The organism is Saccharopolyspora sp. NPDC003752, from assembly GCF_053605825.1.
This window is the reverse complement of sequence record NZ_JBSGJZ010000028.1, coordinates 44,824-62,285: the sequence shown is the minus strand read 5'-3', so window position 1 is coordinate 62,285 and position 17,462 is coordinate 44,824. Positions and strand designations below refer to the sequence as shown.

Below are 17,462 nucleotides of genomic sequence, written 5' to 3'. Positions count from 1 at the left end.
TAGCGTGTGTCCGCGTCAGATGAAAACCGTTGTCGATTGAGGTGGGGATGGGAACCGAGTCGTCCGCGAACCGGCGGACTCCGCTGATCATGGTGGCCGGGATCCGCGCGGAGCAGGTCGCGGCGGCGGCCGGAGCGGCGTGGCGGGAAGACCCGGCGGGCACCGCGCTCGTGCACCACGACCTGCGCGAAGTCACCCAGGGCGTGGTCCGGCGCCTGGTCCGGCACGGAGACGCCGAGACCACCGAGGTGCTGGAGCTGGCGCACGGCTGCGTGTCCTGCACCCTGCGCCTCGACATGCTGCCGCTGCTGCGCAGGCTGTCCGCCGCGCCTGACGTGACGCGGGTCGTCGTGCAGCTCGATCCGGCGCTGGAACCCGAAACGATCTGCTGGGCGCTGCAGAACGTCCTGGTGGACGACCGCCCGCTGGTCGACGACGTCGAGGTCCGAGCCGTCGTCACCACCGTCGACCTGGCCACCTGGCTGGCCGACGCGACCGGCGAGGAGGAGCTCGTCGAGCGCGGCCTCGGCGGCAGCGCGGACGACGAGCGCACCGTCGCCCAGGTCGCGGTGGGGCAGGTCGAGTTCGCCGACGCCATCGTGCTCGCCGGCAACTCCGGCGACCGGTGGAACCGGGTGCGCACCGAGGCGGTGATCGCCCGGCTCACGCCCAACGCCCCCGCCGAGCACCTGGACGACCTGGACGTTTCCGCGCTGCTGGCGAAGGTGCCCGCCGACGCGCGGCGTGGCGAGGTCGACGGGCCGCAGGGGCGGTTGCTGCGCGGGCAGCCGTCGCTGGACACCGACGCGGGAGTGTCGGTGGTGCTGTTCGAGGAGCGGCGGCCGTTCCACCCGGAGCGGCTGCACGAGGCGATCGACGTGCTGCTGGACGGCGTGGTGCGCACCCGCGGCCGGGTCTGGGTGGCCAGCCAGCCGGACGTCGCGCTGTGGCTGGAGTCCGCCGGCGGCGGGCTCGGCGTTGCGCACGCCGGGCCGTGGCTGGCCGCGCTGGAGCCTGGCGACTGGGCGGACGTCTCGGCCGAGCGGCAGGTCAGGGCCTCGCTGACCTGGGACGACTACTACGGCGACCGGATGCAGGAGCTCGTCGTGATCGTCCACGAGGCCGATCCGCGGGACATCGTCCACGCCCTGCGCCGCGCGCTGCTCACCGACGACGAGCTCGCCGCGGGGCAGCGGGCGTGGGCGAGCTACGACGACCCGTTCGGCGAATGGCACACCGATCCGTGCGGGGACGACCCGGCGGAGACCACCGCGGACGCCACCGGCGAGACCGGCAAGGCGTAGCGGCAGCCCGCGCGCATCGCCGGAACGGCGGTTTCGCGCGAAACCGGCGTTCCGCACGCGGGCGGGTGCCGGTTCGCGCGAAACCGCCCCACCTCGCACGGGGCTCGCGCCGCGGGGGACCGATTTCGAACGACCTTGGAGGAGAACTCGTGAAACCCGGGATCCATCCCGAATACCGGCCGGTCGTGTTCCAGGACCGCGCCACCGGCGACCGCTTCCTGACCCGCTCCACCGCCACGTCCGACGTGCGGACGGAGTGGGCGGACGGCAACACGTACCCGCTGATCGTGATCGACGTGACCGCCTACTCGCACCCGTTCTGGACCGGCAACCAGCGGGTGCTCGACACCCAGGGGCGGGTCGAGAAGTTCCGTCGCCGCTACGGCGACCGGACCCGCTGACCGGCGGCCTCGCGGCCGAGCCGTTTCGGGGTGAACGGCCCGTTCGCCTCGGTAGCAGAGGTGAACGGGCCGTTCACCCCACCCGAACTACGAGAGGATCGACATGGCCGTTCCCAAGCGGAAGATGTCCCGCAGCAACACCCGTCACCGCCGATCGCAGTGGAAGGCGACCGCGCCCGACCTGGTGCCGATCGTCGTCGACGGGGAGCGCAAGCTGGTGCCGCGCGCGCTCATCCGGCACTTCCAACAGCGGTGACCGAACCGGCGCGCGCGATCACCCAGGGTGATGGCGCGCGCCGGAATGGCACTCGGGTGGAGATGGATGTCACGCGGTGCCGCGACGCACGGCGGGTTCTCAGCTGCTTCTCAGGGCCAGGGGTAACACTGTGCCCATGCGCATCCTCGTCGTCGACGACGATCGTGCCGTGCGGGAATCCCTGCGAAGGTCGTTGCAGTTCAACGGGTACCAGGTCGAGCTCGCTGCGGACGGTCAACAGGCATTGGACTTCCTGGCGGGCAACCGCCCGGACGCCATGGTGCTCGATGTGATGATGCCCCGCCTGGACGGGCTGGAGGTCGCGCGCCGCCTCCGCAGCACCGGCGACGATCTGCCGATCCTGGTGCTCACCGCGCGCGACGCCGTGTCCGACCGGGTCGCCGGGCTCGACGCGGGCGCCGACGACTACCTGCCCAAGCCGTTCGCGCTCGAAGAGCTGCTGGCCCGGCTCCGCGCCCTGCTGCGCCGCGCCAGCCCGCCGGATGCGGGCCTGGACGAGCTGCCGCCCGCGCTGCGCTTCGCCGACCTGGAGCTGGACCCGGGCACCCGCGAGGTCCGCCGCGGCGAGCGCCCGATCAGCCTGACCCGCACCGAGTTCGCCCTGCTGGAACTGCTGATGGCGCACCCGAAGCAGGTGCTCACCCGCAGCCGCCTGCTGGAGGACGTGTGGGGCTACGACTTCCCGACCTCGGGCAACGCCCTGGAGGTCTACATCGGGTACCTGCGCCGCAAGACCGAGGCCGAGGGTGAGCCGCGGCTGATCCACACCGTCCGCGGCGTCGGCTACGTGCTCCGCGAGACGCCGCCGTGACCGTTCCCGCACCACCCCCGCCGGACCTGGACCCGCAGGAGCGTCCGAAAGGCCGGTTCCAGCGCGTCTCGTTGCGCAACCGCGTCACCTGGCTGGCGGCGGTCTGCGTCGCCGGCGCGGTGGCGCTGGTGTCCGTCGCGGCCTTCGTCACCGTGCGGGACAGCCTCTACCAGCAGCTGGACGACAACCTCGTCGAGCGCGCGGTGGAGGCTGCGGAGGGCCCGCTGGTGCGCACCGCCGACCTGCAGCAGGTGCCGGTGGCGTTCTTCGTCGCCCAGAACTTCAAGATCAGCGTGCTGTCCGCGGACGGCGTCGTGGTCGGCCCGGCCGACCGCCCGCCGATGAGCACCGACGAGCTCGCGGTCGCCAAGGGCGAGACCCGGGAATCGCTGCGCACCGATCAGCGCACCAACAGCCGGGTGGTGGCGGTGCCGACCGGGCAGAACGCCGCGCTGGTGATGTCCACGTCGATGGACCCGACGCAGCGGACGCTCGCGCAGCTGAGCGTGGTGCTGGTGGTGATGGGCGGCGCCGGGATCCTGCTCGCGGCGGCCGCCGGGACGGCGGTGGCCCGGGCAGGGCTGCGGCCGGTGCAGCGGCTCACGGCGGCCACCGAGCGCGTCGCGCTCACCGGTGACCTGCGGCCGATCCCGGTCGGCGGCGATGACGAGCTGGCCCGGTTGACCACCAGTTTCAACCGGATGCTCGGCGCCTTGGCCGAGTCGCAGGAGCGGCAGCGGCGCTTGGTGGCCGACGCCGGGCACGAGCTGCGCACCCCGCTGACCTCGTTGCGCACCAACCTGGAGCTGCTGCTGATGGCCTCGGCCCGGCCGGACGCGCCGGAGCTGTCCGAGCAGGACCGGGCGGAGATGTTCGCCGACGTCCAGGCCCAGGTGATGGAGCTGTCCGCGCTGGTCGGCGACCTCGTCGAGCTGGCCAGGGAGGACACCCCGCAGGCCGTGCACGAGCCGGTGGACCTGGTCGACGTCGTGGAGCGCGCGTTGAACCGCGCGCGGCGCCGCGCCCCGCGCATCGAGTTCGACGTCCGCCTGGAGCCGTGGGTGATGATGGGCGACGCGACGGCGCTGGAGCGCGCGGTGCTGAACCTGCTGGACAACGCCGCGAAGTGGAGCCCGGACGGCGGCCGGGTGCGGGTGGATCTGCATCCCGAGCCGGCCGGCGGCACCACCGTGCTGGAGGTCGCAGACAGCGGGCCCGGCATCGCGGCCGGGGACCGGCCGTACGTGTTCGAGCGCTTCTACCGGTCCTCCGACGCCCGGACCTTGCCGGGCTCCGGGTTGGGCTTGTCGATCGTCAAGCAGGTCGCCGAGCGGCACGGCGGCACGGTCTGGGCCGGCGAGGCCCCAGAGGGCGGCGCGCTGCTGCGCATGACGCTGCCGGGCAGTCCCCAGTACATCGAACAGCAATGAACAGCAATGCCCCGGGTGCTGCTCCGGAGCAAGCGACATGCACCGAAAGGCCGTTCGGGTAGTGTTGGTTCTTGTTTGCTTGGGGTCGCGCGGGTGGGCTCGTGGGTGTTCGTTCCGGTAAGAACCGGAGCGATCACCCACGAGCCCCGCGCGGCCGTTCGACGGTCTGAGGGGACGGTGCTGTGCTCGCGCGGCAACGCCAGGAAGTGATCCTCGACGAGGTGCGGCGCACCGGAGCGGTGCAGGTCGGCGAGCTGGTGCTGCGGCTCGGCGTGTCGGACATGACGATCCGCCGCGATCTCGACGCGCTCGCCCGGCGCGGTCTGGTGGAGAAGGTCTACGGCGGCGCCACCTCGACGATCGGCCGCAGCACCGATGAGCCGGGCTTCGAGGCCAAGTCGGTGCGCCAGCTCGCCGAGAAGGAGGCGATCGCGCGGCTGGCCGCCGAGCAGGTCCGGCCGGGCACCGCGATCGGCCTGTCCGCCGGCACGACCACCTGGACGCTCGCGCGCCACCTCGACGACGTCGCCGACCTGACGGTGGTGACCAACTCGGTGCGGGTCGCCGACGCTCTGCAGCAGCGCGGCCGCACCGACCGCACCGTGGTGCTCACCGGCGGTGTCCGCACCCCGTCGGATGCGCTGGTCGGGCCGGTCGCCGTGCAGGCGCTGCGCTCCCTGCACCTGGACCTGGTGTTCCTCGGGGTGCACGGGATGGCGCCGCGGGCCGGCTTCACCACCCCGAACCTCAACGAGAGCGAGACCAACCGGGCGCTGGCCGAGGCGGCCGGGCGGCTGATCGTGGTCGCCGACAGCGCCAAGTGGTCGACCGTCGGGATCTCCACGATCGTCGACTTCGACGAGGTCGACCTGCTGATCAGCGACCAGGGGCTGCCGGCCGACGCGCGCGAGCTGCTGGCCGAGCACGTCGAACTCCTGCTGGCCGATCAGCGGGGTGTGGAGGAGGAGCGGTGAAGCGGACGGCGCGACGCCTGGCCGACGGCCGGGAGATCATCTACTTCGACGCCGACCCGGCGCTGGAGCGGGTGGCCGAGGACACCAGGGCGCTGCCGCCGCAGGCCCCGGCTTCGGAGATGCGGCGCGACCCGCTGACCGGCGAGTGGGTGGCGATCGCGGCGCACCGGCAGGCGCGGACCTACAAGCCGCCGGCCGAGCTCTGCCCGCTGTGCCCGAGCGTGCCCGGACGGCCCACCGAGATCCCGGAACCGGACTACGACGTCGTCGTCTTCGAGAACCAGTTCCCGTCGTTCGCGCAAGGCATTCCCGGCGACGAGTCCACTGTGGATGGCATGCCGATGGTGCCGGTCGCGCCCGCGCGGGGCCGCTGCGAGGTGGTGTGCTTCACCGCCGACCACGACTCGTCGTTCGGCGCGCTCAGCCCGGCCCGGGTGCGCACCGTGGTGGACGTCTGGGCGGACCGCACCGCCGCGCTGGCCGGAACGCCCGGCGTGGAGCAGGTGTTCTGCTTCGAGAACCGCGGCGAGGAGATCGGCGTCACGCTGCACCACCCGCACGGCCAGATCTACGGCTATCCGTTCGTGACGCCCAAGACGGAGAAGATGCTGCAGGTCGCCGAGAAGTACCTGGCGCAGCACGGGCGGCACGTGCAGGGTGACGTGCTCGTCGCCGAGCGCGCCGCGGGCGAGCGGGTGGTCGCCGACTCCGAGCACTGGACCGCGTTCGTGCCCGCGGCCGCGCGGTGGCCGGTCGAGGTGCACCTCGTGCCGCACCGCCAGGTGCCGGACATCGCGGCGCTCTCCGACGCCGAGCGCGACGACTTCGCCGTGACGTACCTGGACGTCCTGCGCCGCCTCGACGGCCTCTACGACCGCCCGCTGCCCTACATCGCGGCCTGGCACCAGGCGCCGGTGCGCACCGGCCGGGAGCTTTCGTGGCTGCACCTGGAGGTCTTCTCGGTGCTGCGCTCGGCGGACAAGCTGAAGTACCTCGCGGGCTCGGAATCCGGCATGGGCGTGTGGATCAACGACGTCACGCCGGAGCAGATCGCCGCCCGGCTGCGGTGAGCGCTGGCCCTCGGCCAGTCGCAGATCACAGTTCCCCGGCCGGTTTTCAGGCTGTCGCACAGCCTAGTCTCAGGCACTTCTCAGACGTCTGGAGCAAAGTGGAGTCATGACCGATCACCCCCCGGGCCACTCCGGCGATCAGCCGGACGAACCGAAGCCGCAGGCGGACGGGCCTGTCGCGGGCACCGGCGACACGCCACCTGCCGGGGTTCCGCAGCAGCCCTACCAACAGCCCCAGCAAGCGCACGCCCAAGCCGCGCAGCAGCCCCAGCACGCTGCGCAGCCGCCGCATGCGACGCAGCAGTTCCCGCACGCGCAGCCCTGGCCGTCCGGCGGCTACACCGCCGCCGCCCCGGTGCCGCAGCAGCGGAACAGGCACATCGGGCTGATCGCGGGCGCAGCGGTCCTCGCGCTGGTGGCGGGCCTCGTCGGCGGTGGCATCGGCGGATTCGTCGGGTATCAGCTCGGCGGTGACAAGGGCGCCGTGACGTCGCTGGACCAGTCGCGTCCGGCGCGCAGCGCCAGCACCGCACCGGCGGGCTCGGTGCAGCAGGTCGCGGAGAAGGTGCTGCCCAGCGTCGTCCAGCTGCAGCTGGTGACCGCGCGCGGCGGCGGCGAGGGCTCCGGGATCGTGATCAGCAGCGACGGCTACATCCTCACCAACAACCACGTCGTCGAGGGCGGCCAGAACGGTCGGCTCACGGCGCTGTTCCACGACAACCGCTCGGCGCCGGTGCGGGTCGTCGGCACCGACCCGAAGTCGGACCTCGCGGTGGTGAAGGCCGACATCACCGGCCTCACCGCGGCCGATCTCGGCCGCAGCGACGACCTGCCGGTCGGCGCGCCGGTCGTGGCCATCGGCTCGCCGTTCGGCCTCTCCGGCACCGTGACCAGCGGCATCATCAGCGCCAAGGACCGCCCGGTGCGAGCCGGTGGCGAGTCGGGCAGCCAGGACACCGTGCTCAACGCCCTGCAGACCGACGCCGCGATCAACCCCGGCAACTCCGGCGGCCCGCTGGTGGACATGGACGGCAACGTGGTGGGCATCAACTCCGCGATCTACAGCCCGGGGTCGGGCCAGGAGCAGGCCGGCTCGGTCGGGCTGGGCTTCGCGATCCCGATCGACCAGGCCAAGCGGATCTCCACCGAGCTGAAGGACACCGGCTCGGCCACCCAGACCACGCTGGGCGTGGTGATCACCAACTCGCAGCAGCAGGCGGGCGCGCAGGTCCGCGACGTCACCCCTGGCGGGCCTGCCGAGCAGGCCGGGATCCGGTCCGGCGACGTCATCACGAGGATCGGCGACCGGGCGGTCCTGGACACCGACTCGCTGATCGCCGCGGTCCGCTCCCACGCGCCCGGTGATCGGCTGCCGGTCACCGTCACCGGCCCGGGCGGGGACCGGACCGTGGAGGCCACCCTGGCCGGCCAGAAGGGGTGATCCGAACGCGCGGCCGTTCGCCGGCCGCGTTCCGCGTCGGCCGTGCCGGGTCCGCTCTGCCCCCTCCGGGCGGCTCGGCGCGGTCGGCGGCGCAGGCTTCGCAAAACGGTCGAAAACCGCTCGGGGGCATTGCAGAACTGGGAGGAACATGTCCGACGAAACAGGCACCGTGGTTCCGCGACGGGCCGTGCGAATGGTCGATCTCACCGGCTCGTTGGATCTGAACGGGGCACTCCTTGGCACTACGGTTACCGGCATGGAACGCAGCGCGCAGCGGTTGGGCCGGGCCCTCGTCGTCGTGGTGGACGACCGGGTCGCCCAGGGCGAGCAGGAAGACAACATCGGTCCGCTGGTGACCGAGTTGCTGGAGGAAGCCGGTTTCATCGTCGACGGCACCGTCGCGGTGGCCGGGGAAACAGTGGACATCCGCAACGCGCTGAACACCGCGGTGATCGGCGGGGTCGACGTGGTGATCACGGTCGGCGGCACCGGGGTGTCGCCGCGGGACGTCACGCCGGATGCGACGGCGGGCGTGCTGGACCGCCCGATCCCGGGCATCGCGGAGGCCCTGCGGGCCTCCGGCCTGGCGGCGGGCGCGGTCGAGGCGGGCGTGTCGCGCGGCCTGGTCGGGGTCTCCGGCAGCACGCTGGTGGTGAACCTGGCGGGTTCCCGGGCCTCGGTCCGGGACGGCATGGCCACCCTGACGCCCCTGGTGACCCACGTGATCGAACAACTCTCGGGCCTGGAAACGGCCTGAGCCGGGTGAGACCGGCGGTGGCGGCTCCCGTTGGGGGCCGCCACCGTCGTGTTTCACGGGCTTTTCGTTCGGGTCAGGGGGTTTTCGGCGGTTCCGCGCCGCCTTCCGGGCCCTTCTCCTCGGGGCCCTTCGGGGGCTGGCCGTCCGGGTGGTGGTCCCGTTTGATCATGCCCTCGACCTTGTGGCTGACGTTCTCGATCTTGTCGTGGTACTTCCCGCCGGTGGCCTTGTCCAGGCTCGACTTGGCCGCGTCGAGCCCCTTCGCCGCGCTCGGACCCGCCTTCTCGGCCAGTTCCTCGGCCTTGCCCTTGGCCTGGTTGGCCAGTTCCTTGGCCTTGTCCAGGAAACTCATCTCTCGCCTCCCGTGGCTTCGACACCCGGTGAGCCACGCCTGGCGCCGCTCCCGCCGCCTCGACGTCTAGCAGTCTTAACTGTAACCGACTTCACACCTGGGTCCTGCGGTCCGCACGCGCACTCGCGGCGATGGGGGACGATGGAGGCGTGACCGAGAACGATTCCGGCAAGACCTCCGATCCCGCCGAGCGGGAACGGCGGCGCAAGCTCGCCGAGATCTTCGGCGACGTCCTCCCCGAGACCACCTCCGACGACCGCCCGGACCGGGCCCCCGCGGGCGACGACGAGCGCTGGTACCGGGAGAACCGGCCGCCGCACCACGACGCGCGCTGAGCCCGGCGGCAGGCTCACTTCTGCTGGCCGTTGCCCGAGGCGCTCGTCTTCTCCTCGCTCACGGCGAGGCCCTCGATCTTCGGCAGGCCCTGCTCGCGGCGCAGCAGGTCGCGGATCTCCTGCAGCAGTTCGACGTCGGTCGGGTCGACCGGGGCCTCCTCCTGGCCCTTCTTGCGGCGCTCCGTGAGCTTCTTCATCGGCAGCACGAACAGGAAGTACACGACCGCCGCCGTGATGAAGAACGTGATCACCGCGTTGATCACCGCGGCGAAGTCGATGATCGACGCCTCGTTGCCGGCGCGCAACTGGATGCTCAGGCCGGTGACGTTGCCGCCCCCGGTGGCGGCGATGACCGGCTTGATGATGCTGGTGGTGAACGACGTGACCAGCGCGGTGAACGCGCTACCGACGACCACGGCCACGGCCAGCTCGATCACGTTGCCGCGCATCAGGAAGTCCTTGAAGCCCTTGAGCACGCTGGGAGCTCCTCTCCACATCATGGGTGTGTCCGGGCGAACGCCGGTTCGAAAGATGCGACGTCCGCGGCACGGATGGATGACGCGCCGAATCGATAGAGATCGGCGCGTGACGTGTACTCAGCGGAGGGTAACGGTGACCGATTGGCTCAGAGCGGCCGCGGCGACCGTCGCAGCGGCCTGCTCCGGCAGGCCCACGAAGATGAGTCTGCCCTGGTCCCGATGGCCCTGCGGGGCCTGCACCGCGACGACCCGGACGTCCTCCGCAAGTACCGAAGCCGCACCCGATCGAGTGAGGTTTGTGACGAGGTCCACTCGTCTGCCAGGCACCAGGAAGTCCGCTACCTCGGGGTCGGCGAGGCGGATCGGCGCGGCCGCCGTCCCGCCTCCGCCGGAGGCCACCGCGGGACCGTTGAACCGGGCGTCGGTCAGCGGCTCGCCGCTGCGCGCGGCGCTGCCGAGCACCCGGCCCTCGGCGGTGGCGATGTCGCGCAGCGCGCCGTCCGGCACCAGGTCGGCGGGCAGCTCGCGGCGCGCCACGTCCGTCTTCGACAGGACCCGGCCGGGCGGCAGATCGCGGGCGGCGACGAGAACCGCGACGCGTGACTCCGGTGGTCCATGACGTGGCTGCACGGACAGTCCGGCGGCGAGCAGCAGCAGGGCCACGGCGGCCGCCCTGCGCAGGGCGTGCAGGCGAAAGCCCGGCCGGCCAAGGAAAAGCGCGCCGATGCGGTGCAGCACTGTCGAGTTGAGACGGTCTTTCGACGCCATGATCCACTCCTCGCTCGCGGCGGTCGACGACCTCCGAAGTTAGGGAGTCGCCGGCCCGAGCGGGAGGGGGAAGCGGAAATCTGTGGACAAACCGGGCTGCTGTGGACAACTCGGCTCACCCGGACGAATTGCCCTCGCGGCGGACGGGATCACTCTGCGCGCACACGAAAATCGCCGACCGCGGTAGCTGCGGTCGGCGAACCGGAGGCGGGGATCAGGAAGCGGCGGCCGTGGTGGTCGAGGAGCTGCTGCTCGAAGACGACGAGCTCGACTCGGCGGACTTGCTGCTGCTCGACGACGAGGAGGACGACGAGCCGTTGCTCGTGGTCGAGGACGACGAGTTCGACGACCGGTTGTCGGTGCGGTAGAAGCCCGAGCCCTTGAACACGATGCCCACGGCGTTGAACAGCTTGCGGAGCCGGCCGGTGCACTTCGGGCACTCGCTGAGGGAGTCCTCGCTGAACGACTGCACCGCCTCGAACCGGTGATCACATTCGGTGCAGGCGTACTGGTAAGTGGGCACGGCCGTGAACCTCCGACATCTCGTCCTGGCACTCGAACTGCAGGAGTGCTAATACGATAATGCGTCACGTTGGGTGCCCAGCGCAAACACTCCTATGTCACATGGGTAGCGCCACGATCCCACGACCGGGCGTCAGCACGCCCGTCATCCGCACGTCGTGCGGTTCCCCGGGCAGTTCGGCGACGAACTCCTCGTCCCGGACGACGCCGATGCGCGGTGCGTTCGGCGCGGCCAACGGCAGCGACCTGTCGTAGTGACCGGCGCCACGTCCCAGCCGAACACCCCGGTGGTCCACGCCCAGCGCGGGCACCAGCAGCGCGTCTGCCTCGCCGATCGCGGCCGGGCCCAACCGCTCGCCTGCCGGTTCCAGCAGGCCGAAACCCGCAGGTCGCAGAGAGTCCGGGCCGGTGAACTCCGCCCACTCCAGCGGCCCGTTGCGGACCACGACCGGTAGCAGGACCCGCAGCCCGGCGTCGCGAAGCGCGTCGAGCGTGCCGGGCGCCCCCGGCTCGCCGCCCACCGGGACGTACGCCGTGACGGTCCGCACCTGCTGTCCGTCCAGCCAGCGCAGCAGCGCCTCCTGCAGCGCCGTGGCCTCGGACGATCGAGCGTCCTCGGCGACGTTCCGGCGCGCTTGGAGCAACGCGCGGCGCCACTCGGACTTGGTAGTAAGCGATTCGTCCAGTGAGCTCACAGGTCCACTCTAGGGCTGCCCGATAGGCTCCCTGGCCATGAGCAGCCCGACGAGCACGCCCAAAGCGTTCCGGACCGCCATCGTGCCCGCAGCCGGCCTGGGAACCCGGTTCCTGCCGACGACGAAGGCGGTGCCGAAGGAGTTGCTCCCGGTCGTCGACACCCCCGGGATCGAACTGGTGGCTGCCGAGGCCGCCGAAGCCGGCGCGCAACGCCTGGTCATCGTGACCTCGCCGGAGAAGCGGGCGGTCGCCGAGTACTTCCGGCCGCAACCCGAGCTGGAGCAGACCCTGCAGGACCGCGGCAAGGACGAGTTGCTGGCGAAGGTCCGCCGCGGGCCGGCGCTGATCGCCGCGGAGACCGCGGTGCAGGAGCGGGCGCTCGGCCTCGGCCACGCCGTGGGCTGCGCGGAACCGAACCTGACCGATGACGACGACGCGGTCGCGGTGCTGCTGCCCGACGACCTCGTGCTGCCGAGCGGCGTGCTCACGCGGATGGCCGAGGTGCGCGCCCGCTTCGGCGGCAGCGTGCTGTGCGCGTTCGACGTGCCGCGCGAGCAGATCTCCGCCTACGGCATCTTCGACGTCACCGACACCGATGACGACGATGTCAAGCGAGTCCGCGGCATGGTCGAGAAGCCGGCGCCCGACGAGGCCCCGTCCACCTTCGCCGCCGCCGGTCGCTACCTGCTGGACCGCGCGGTCTTCGACGCGCTCAAGCGCATCGAACCAGGTGCCGGAGGCGAGCTCCAGCTCACCGATGCCGTAGCGTTGTTGATCTCCGAAGGACACCCGGTGCACGTGGTGGTTCATCGCGGTGGGCGACACGACTTGGGAAATCCTGGCGGTTTCCTCAAAGCTGCGGTGGACTTCGCGCTGGAGGATCCCGAGTACGGGCCGGACTTGCGAGACTGGCTCGTCCAACGGATGAGCAGGAGCTAACACGCTGCGCCAGGCCACGGCTCGGGCACGCGGGAAGAGGTCAGCCATGAGGTCAGTGGACGAGCAGCTCGCACGCGTACTCACGGCGGCCGTCCGGCCCGCGCCCGTCCGGGTCGCGATCTCCGAGGCGCAGGGCCTGCTGTGCGCCGAAGAGGTCGTCGCCGAGCAGGCGCTGCCCGGATTCGACCAGGCCGCGGTCGACGGTTACGCGGTGCGCAGCGTCGACGTGCAGACGGCCGTCGACGAGTCGACCGTGCTGCCGGTCGTCGGGGAGATCCCGGTCGGGTCGCGGCAGCCGCGCCGGTTGCAGCCGGGGCAGGCGGTGCGGGTGGTCACCGGTGCCCCGCTGCCGACGCTGGCCGACGCGGTGGTGCCGCTGGAGTACACCGACGAGCACCCGGCGAAGGTCACGGTGCGGCAGGCGGTGCCATCGGCGGCGTTCGTCCGCCGCACCGGCGAGGACGTGCAGACCGGTGACGTGGCGGTGCGCCGCGGCGCACCGATCGGCGCGGCGCAGGTCGGGCTGCTGGCGGCGGTGGGCCGCAACAAGGTGCTGGTGCACCCTCGGCCGCGGGTGTCGGTGATCTCGATCGGCGACGAGCTGGTGGACGTCGACCGCACGCCCGGGCAGGGCCAGGTCTACGACGTCAACTCCTACGCGCTGGCCGCCGCCGCGCGCGACGCAGGCGCCGAGGTGACCCGCGTCGGCATCGTCAACAGCGACCCGCGCCGGCTGCGCGAGGTCGTCGAAGGGCGGCTGCTGCTGTCCGAGATCGTGGTGATCGCCGGCGGCGCGGGCGGCGCGGCGGGCAACGAGGTCCGGGCGGCCCTGGCCGACCTGGGCGAGCTCGACGCGACCCGGGTGGCCATGCAGCCCGGCTCGGTGCAGGGCTTCGGCCGGCTCGGCCCGGACGAGATCCCGACCTTCGTGCTGCCCAGCAATCCGGTGAGCGCGCTGGTCGTCTTCGAGGTGCTCGTGCGGCCGTTGATCCGCGCCGCGCTCGGCAAGGTCAACCCGCACCGCCGCACCGTGTCCGCCGAGCTGCTCACCCCGATCGGCTCCGCGAAGGGGCGCCGCGGCTTCCTCCGCGGCCAGCTGCTGCGCGACCCGAAGAACGGCTCCTACCTGGTGCAACCGCTGGGCACCTCCGGCTCGCACCTGCTGGCGTCGCTGGCCGAGGCGAACTGCCTGGTGGTGGTCGACGAGGACACCACCGAAGTCGCGGCAGGCGAAGACGTGCAGGTCCGGTTCCTCTCGCAGCGCGCGTGAGCCACCGATGCAGCCCGCCGACGCCGATGGGTTCCCGATCGGCCGCCACCCCGGCTGGCCGGCGCGCCTCGGCCCGCTGATCACCGCGCGGGGCGCCGTCGCGCTGCGCCCGCCTCGGCTGCGCGACGGCTCCGCCTGGAGCCGGATCAGGCTGCAAGATCGCGTCTACCTGCAGGAATGGGAGCCCACCGCGGTCGGCGGCTGGCAGGAGCGGAACGCACGGATGGCCTGGCCCGCGCAGTGGAGCGCGCTGCGCGGCATGGCCCGCCGCGGCCAGGCGCTGCCGTTCAGCATCACCGTCGACGGCGATTTCGCCGGCCAGCTGACCGTCGGCAACATCGTCCGCGGCGCGCTGCGCTCCGGGTGGATCGGCTACTGGGTGGCCGCGCAGCTGGCCGGCGGCGGGATCGCCACGGCTGCCGTCGCGCTGGCGGTGGACCACTGCTTCGGCGCGGTCGGACTGCACCGGCTGGAGGCCACGGTGCGGCCCGAGAACCAGCGGAGCGTGCGGGTCCTGGAGAAGTCCGGTTTCCGCCGCGAGGGGCTGTTCCACCGGTACCTGGACGTGGCGGGCGCCTGGCGGGACCACTACGTGTACGCCCTGACCATCGAGGAGATCCCCGGCGGCGCGGTGAACCGGCTGATCGAGTCCGGCGGCGCGAGGCGGCCCTGAACGCCGAGATCTTGATCACGCACCGTCACCGCAGAACCCGCGATCACCGGCCGAAATTAGCCCGAACAGACGCAAGATCGCAGGCATTTGGCGGTGCGGAAGCCGACACGCCGGTGTCGATGTTGCCGCTGGCTGCTCTGAACGTGCGGTTTTCTTGTCCCTGGGGAACCACTGTGACTCGGCGTGGCTCCGAGACAGAAGTGGCTGATGTGATTAGCGTGGCGATCGCAGACTTGTGTGCTGCCGGTGGCCAGGGGGAGGTGGCGAGGCATGCCCAGCTCGTTGATCTTCGCTGCACTGGCGGCGGCGTGGCTGGTGGTACTGGTTCCGATGTTCGCCCGCCGTCGCCAAGAAGTGTCCAAGACCACCGATTCCGCGCTCGCCGCACGAGTTGTGCGGCGAGGCAGCGGGCGGCGACCGGCGACGCCCGGAGCCGCGACAACCGACGAGGTGGAGGAGGCTTTCGGGATGCCTGACACCGACCGGGACGAGGCCCTCGAAGAGCACGAGGCCGACGGCTCGTGGCGACGCGTGCACAGCGACGACGTCCGGGCCGGGCGCCGCTACCGCCCTGGCCGCGGTGGCTTCGATCCGGAAGCCGCCGCGCTGGCCGCGCGCGTGAAGTACGCCCGTCGGCAGCGCATCGTGCTCGTCATGCTGCTGCTGGCCGTGACGACCGCGCTGCTGGCCGCCATGGTGTGGCCGGTCCTGTGGTGGGTGCACGGCATCACCGACCTGTCGACGGTGGGCTACCTCACGTACCTGCGCCGCCAGGTCCGCATCGAAGAGGACGTCCGCAGCCGGCGGCTGGCCCGGATGAGCGGTGAGCACGGCGAGTACGACGAGTACGACGACGCCGAGGTCGACGACCAGCTGGTCGACGAGTACGACGAGGACGACGACCGCGAAGACGGCCGCCCCGCGGACCGCCGACCGGACTCGAACGCCGTGCGCGTGGAGATCGATGACGAGGACCCCATGTTCGATGAGCTGGACGAACGCACCTGGGAGCCCTACCGGCGAGCCTCCGGCGAGTAGGCCGTGACCCTTTAGAGGGGGGTGCTGCGAAGGCTGATTTCGGGCCTTGCTAAGCTTTCGTCAGCACTCAACAAGGGGCTGTAGCGCAGTTGGTAGCGCGTCTCGTTCGCATCGAGAAGGTCAGGGGTTCGATTCCCCTCAGCTCCACGGAAGATCTGGGAGATCCCCATCTGCAGAGGGCGCAGATGGGGATCTTCCTTTTTTGCTAGGGGGCCGAGCCCCCAAACCCCCCACGGTGCGGTGGATTCTTCGCGCCGGCTCCTTGCGGTGGGGAGCGTTCCCGACCTGCTCACCTACCAGCCGTCCGATGTTGACTCCGAGACTCGCCGGGCTGCAGCTGATTGCTGGTGTGGTGAGGTCCTGGCTTTTTGGCGATCCGGCTCCCTTCCTCCGTCGCTGCCGGAGCAGGTCGCCACGATCTACCGTCATCTGACCACATAGGACTACCGCAACCCGGACGCGCTGCTGCTGGCCTCCTATACGACGTCTTCCGCCACGGTCTGGTCCGTGCGTCCCTGAGGAATCCGGGGTGCGAGCTCTCATCTCGGCCGCAGGGCGAGCAGGCTGAGCGCGATCGCCTCGGCGGCGTCGGTTCCGCCGCCTATCAGCCCGCTGGTGCGGGTGCCGACGATCGAGACCAGCAGGGCGAACCCGATCGTCGGCCGCCCTCCATAGCCGTGTTGAGCACCCCTCCCGCCAGTCCGGCCTGCCGGTCGGGCACGTCGTCCATCGCGGCCGCGGTCGCCGCCGAGAGATCAGCGCGGCACCGACAGGGAAGACGACCAGCCCGGCCAGGAGGGTGCCGACGCACGGCGAGGCGACGTCCAGCTGCCCCAGCAGGGCCAGCCCCGCCGCGCCGACCGCGAATCCGGTGGCGGTCATGCGGCGCGCGCCCGCGGTCACCGCCAGCCATACGGCGAACAGGCCCGTGGCGAACATCGCGATCTCGTAGGGCAGGAACGCGATGCTCGTCATCAACGGTGAGAACGCCTGCTACTGCTGGAAGTACGCCGCGACGTCCTGCTCACCGGGTTCTCCTTGTGGAATCTCAGCGGCTGCCCACCGCATCCGGGACGGTCTCTTGATCTGTCGCCCGTAGTGCAGCCGCTGGACGAGCGCGCGGTTCACCCCGCCGGTCCGCTCCAATGTTCGTCGCCAACGATGTTCCGCCGGACTTCGGAATCCGAGGTTGTGCACGCACGACGACCATCCGATTCGCGCAGGGGGCGCACCATGACGGCCGCGCCGACGAGAAATCACCGGATTTCCGGAACGTGGCCGATCGAAGTGCGATCAGGGTTCGATCCGGCCGCGCCACTGCGGCCCGAATTCAACGTAGGGCCGCCGCAACGGCGTGTCCCTGCGGTATTCCGCAGGAGTCGGCGAATCTCTCCCGGTGGCGTCCGGAAAATGCGGCGAACCCGCCACTCGGCGTTGGGTGGCGGGTTCGGTTGCGGTGAACGGCGATGAGCCGGGGATTGCGTTGCACGCGGTTCACCGCGGGTTCGAACCTCGTTCCGAAAGCCGGGTCAACGCGTCGGGCAGCTGCACCCGGCGCGATATTCCCAGCTTGCGGTAGATATTTGTGATGTGGAATTCGATGGTTCGTTGTGCTACCTGCATCTCGCCGGCGATCTCGCGGTTCGACCTGCCGTCGACGATCGACTCGGCGATACGCATTTCATGAGCGGTGAGAATGATGGGACCACCCTTTCCTGTGGAACCCCCACGAGTTGGCCGCCGTGCAATCTACCGCGCCGCGAGTAAAGGAATCCATTGTCGCCGCCACGCGTACCCGAACGGAGCAGCTGGCTTTAACGGCATTGCTTCCCGGGGGCGTGTTTCGCGTGTGCATCCGGCTGAATAAATTCGACCGCGGGGCTTATCAGGAATGCGCTGGGCGGTTCCGGCATATGTGGCGAAGA

At 71.1% G+C, this 17,462-nt stretch carries 20 protein-coding genes and 1 tRNA gene; 15 read left to right on the top strand and 6 right to left on the bottom strand.

The genetic code is table 11. The features are described 5' to 3' along the window. Positions 1-47: 47 nt before the first annotated feature. The 9 genes from mrf to ACWEV3_RS29985 all read left to right on the top strand — a co-directional run bounded on the left by mrf (position 48) and on the right by ACWEV3_RS29985 (position 8,465). On the top strand, positions 48-1,304 hold the full coding sequence (mrf, locus tag ACWEV3_RS30025) for a ribosome hibernation factor-recruiting GTPase MRF (protein ID WP_452617089.1): 1,257 nt from the start codon (positions 48-50) through the stop codon (positions 1,302-1,304). 149 nt (positions 1,305-1,453) lie between these two features. After that, positions 1,454-1,705, top strand: coding sequence for a type B 50S ribosomal protein L31 (locus ACWEV3_RS30020; RefSeq protein ID WP_358578802.1), 252 nt, complete (start codon positions 1,454-1,456; stop codon positions 1,703-1,705). A gap of 103 nt (positions 1,706-1,808) precedes the next feature. Beyond that, complete coding sequence (gene rpmF / locus ACWEV3_RS30015) at positions 1,809-1,961, top strand: 50S ribosomal protein L32 (protein ID WP_132492918.1); 153 nt, start codon at positions 1,809-1,811, stop codon at positions 1,959-1,961. A 136-nt stretch (positions 1,962-2,097) separates the two neighbouring features. After that, the gene (locus tag ACWEV3_RS30010; protein WP_132492948.1) at positions 2,098-2,793 is read left to right on the top strand and encodes a response regulator transcription factor; all 696 of its coding nucleotides are present in this window, start codon (positions 2,098-2,100) and stop codon (positions 2,791-2,793) included. Continuing rightward, positions 2,790-4,223: an ATP-binding protein gene (locus ACWEV3_RS30005; RefSeq protein WP_452617088.1), complete on the top strand. Its 1,434-nt coding sequence runs from the start codon at positions 2,790-2,792 to the stop codon at positions 4,221-4,223. Before ACWEV3_RS30010 ends, ACWEV3_RS30005 begins: the two co-directional genes overlap by 4 nt. Before the next feature lie 182 nt (positions 4,224-4,405). Beyond that, positions 4,406-5,197 (top strand): DeoR/GlpR family DNA-binding transcription regulator, encoded by a 792-nt coding sequence (locus tag ACWEV3_RS30000; protein WP_358578795.1) that lies wholly within the window; start codon positions 4,406-4,408, stop codon positions 5,195-5,197. Next, positions 5,194-6,267 carry a galactose-1-phosphate uridylyltransferase gene (gene galT / locus ACWEV3_RS29995; RefSeq protein WP_452617087.1) on the top strand — a complete coding sequence of 358 codons (1,074 nt, stop codon included), beginning with the start codon at positions 5,194-5,196 and terminating at the stop codon, positions 6,265-6,267. Before ACWEV3_RS30000 ends, galT begins: the two co-directional genes overlap by 4 nt. 106 nt (positions 6,268-6,373) lie before the next feature. Next, entirely contained in the window at positions 6,374-7,708 is a 1,335-nt protein-coding gene (locus ACWEV3_RS29990; RefSeq protein WP_452617086.1) for a S1C family serine protease, read from the top strand. A 256-nt stretch (positions 7,709-7,964) separates the two neighbouring features. Further along, positions 7,965-8,465, top strand: coding sequence for a MogA/MoaB family molybdenum cofactor biosynthesis protein (locus tag ACWEV3_RS29985; RefSeq protein WP_132492910.1), 501 nt, complete (start codon positions 7,965-7,967; stop codon positions 8,463-8,465). 73 nt (positions 8,466-8,538) lie between these two features. Here ACWEV3_RS29985 and ACWEV3_RS29980 read toward each other — a convergent pair whose 3' ends face one another. Continuing rightward, positions 8,539-8,817, bottom strand: coding sequence for an antitoxin (locus tag ACWEV3_RS29980; RefSeq protein WP_452617085.1), 279 nt, complete (start codon positions 8,815-8,817; stop codon positions 8,539-8,541). A gap of 149 nt (positions 8,818-8,966) precedes the next feature. On the opposite strand from ACWEV3_RS29980, the gene ACWEV3_RS29975 reads away from it, so the two are divergent. Beyond that, complete coding sequence (locus ACWEV3_RS29975; RefSeq protein WP_452617084.1) at positions 8,967-9,152, top strand: hypothetical protein; 186 nt, start codon at positions 8,967-8,969, stop codon at positions 9,150-9,152. Between the two features lie 14 nt (positions 9,153-9,166). Here the strand turns inward: ACWEV3_RS29975 and mscL are convergent, their stop codons facing one another. From mscL to ACWEV3_RS29955, 4 genes are all read right to left on the bottom strand, one after another. After that, positions 9,167-9,628 carry a large conductance mechanosensitive channel protein MscL gene (gene mscL, locus ACWEV3_RS29970; RefSeq protein ID WP_452617083.1) on the bottom strand — a complete coding sequence of 154 codons (462 nt, stop codon included), beginning with the start codon at positions 9,626-9,628 and terminating at the stop codon, positions 9,167-9,169. A 120-nt stretch (positions 9,629-9,748) separates the two neighbouring features. Beyond that, positions 9,749-10,399 carry an SAF domain-containing protein gene (locus ACWEV3_RS29965; RefSeq protein WP_452617082.1) on the bottom strand — a complete coding sequence of 217 codons (651 nt, stop codon included), beginning with the start codon at positions 10,397-10,399 and terminating at the stop codon, positions 9,749-9,751. A 214-nt stretch (positions 10,400-10,613) separates the two neighbouring features. Beyond that, the gene (locus ACWEV3_RS29960) at positions 10,614-10,922 is read right to left on the bottom strand and encodes an FmdB family zinc ribbon protein (protein WP_452617081.1); all 309 of its coding nucleotides are present in this window, start codon (positions 10,920-10,922) and stop codon (positions 10,614-10,616) included. A gap of 97 nt (positions 10,923-11,019) precedes the next feature. Further along, entirely contained in the window at positions 11,020-11,616 is a 597-nt protein-coding gene (locus tag ACWEV3_RS29955) for a 5-formyltetrahydrofolate cyclo-ligase (RefSeq protein WP_452617080.1), read from the bottom strand. Between the two features lie 37 nt (positions 11,617-11,653). Here ACWEV3_RS29955 and ACWEV3_RS29950 point away from each other — a divergent pair, with 37 nt between their 5' ends. The 5 genes from ACWEV3_RS29950 to ACWEV3_RS29930 all read left to right on the top strand — a co-directional run bounded on the left by ACWEV3_RS29950 (position 11,654) and on the right by ACWEV3_RS29930 (position 15,684). Beyond that, on the top strand, positions 11,654-12,556 hold the full coding sequence (locus tag ACWEV3_RS29950) for a UTP--glucose-1-phosphate uridylyltransferase (RefSeq protein WP_452617079.1): 903 nt from the start codon (positions 11,654-11,656) through the stop codon (positions 12,554-12,556). A gap of 46 nt (positions 12,557-12,602) precedes the next feature. Then, a complete protein-coding gene (glp, locus tag ACWEV3_RS29945; RefSeq protein WP_452617078.1) occupies positions 12,603-13,826 on the top strand; it encodes a molybdotransferase-like divisome protein Glp in 1,224 nt (407 codons plus the stop codon). Positions 13,827-13,833: 7 nt separating this feature from the next. Beyond that, the gene (locus ACWEV3_RS29940; protein ID WP_452617077.1) at positions 13,834-14,499 is read left to right on the top strand and encodes a GNAT family N-acetyltransferase; all 666 of its coding nucleotides are present in this window, start codon (positions 13,834-13,836) and stop codon (positions 14,497-14,499) included. A gap of 270 nt (positions 14,500-14,769) precedes the next feature. Further along, entirely contained in the window at positions 14,770-15,537 is a 768-nt protein-coding gene (sepX, locus tag ACWEV3_RS29935; protein ID WP_452617076.1) for a divisome protein SepX/GlpR, read from the top strand. A gap of 74 nt (positions 15,538-15,611) precedes the next feature. Continuing rightward, a tRNA-Ala gene (locus ACWEV3_RS29930) sits at positions 15,612-15,684 on the top strand. Between the two features lie 1,347 nt (positions 15,685-17,031). On the opposite strand, the gene ACWEV3_RS29925 is transcribed toward ACWEV3_RS29930, so the two are convergent. Then, complete coding sequence (locus ACWEV3_RS29925) at positions 17,032-17,235, bottom strand: helix-turn-helix domain-containing protein (protein WP_452617147.1); 204 nt, start codon at positions 17,233-17,235, stop codon at positions 17,032-17,034. Between the last annotated feature and the right edge of the window lie 227 nt (positions 17,236-17,462).

Bases quoted from the DNA above. Each gene is read 5' to 3' on its own strand.
- ACWEV3_RS30010 (WP_132492948.1), top strand. From the start codon at position 2,098: ATGCGCATCCTCGTCGTCGACGACGATCGTGCCGTGCGGGAATCCCTG.
- rpmF (WP_132492918.1), top strand. From the start codon at position 1,809: ATGGCCGTTCCCAAGCGGAAGATGTCCCGCAGCAACACCCGTCACCGC.
- ACWEV3_RS29940 (WP_452617077.1), top strand. From the start codon at position 13,834: ATGCAGCCCGCCGACGCCGATGGGTTCCCGATCGGCCGCCACCCCGGC.
- mrf (WP_452617089.1), top strand. From the start codon at position 48: ATGGGAACCGAGTCGTCCGCGAACCGGCGGACTCCGCTGATCATGGTG.
- ACWEV3_RS29950 (WP_452617079.1), top strand. From the start codon at position 11,654: ATGAGCAGCCCGACGAGCACGCCCAAAGCGTTCCGGACCGCCATCGTG.
- ACWEV3_RS29990 (WP_452617086.1), top strand. From the start codon at position 6,374: ATGACCGATCACCCCCCGGGCCACTCCGGCGATCAGCCGGACGAACCG.
- glp (WP_452617078.1), top strand. From the start codon at position 12,603: ATGAGGTCAGTGGACGAGCAGCTCGCACGCGTACTCACGGCGGCCGTC.
- ACWEV3_RS29980 (WP_452617085.1), bottom strand. From the start codon at position 8,817: ATGAGTTTCCTGGACAAGGCCAAGGAACTGGCCAACCAGGCCAAGGGC.
- sepX (WP_452617076.1), top strand. From the start codon at position 14,770: ATGCCCAGCTCGTTGATCTTCGCTGCACTGGCGGCGGCGTGGCTGGTG.
- ACWEV3_RS29985 (WP_132492910.1), top strand. From the start codon at position 7,965: ATGGAACGCAGCGCGCAGCGGTTGGGCCGGGCCCTCGTCGTCGTGGTG.
- ACWEV3_RS29965 (WP_452617082.1), bottom strand. From the start codon at position 10,399: ATGGCGTCGAAAGACCGTCTCAACTCGACAGTGCTGCACCGCATCGGC.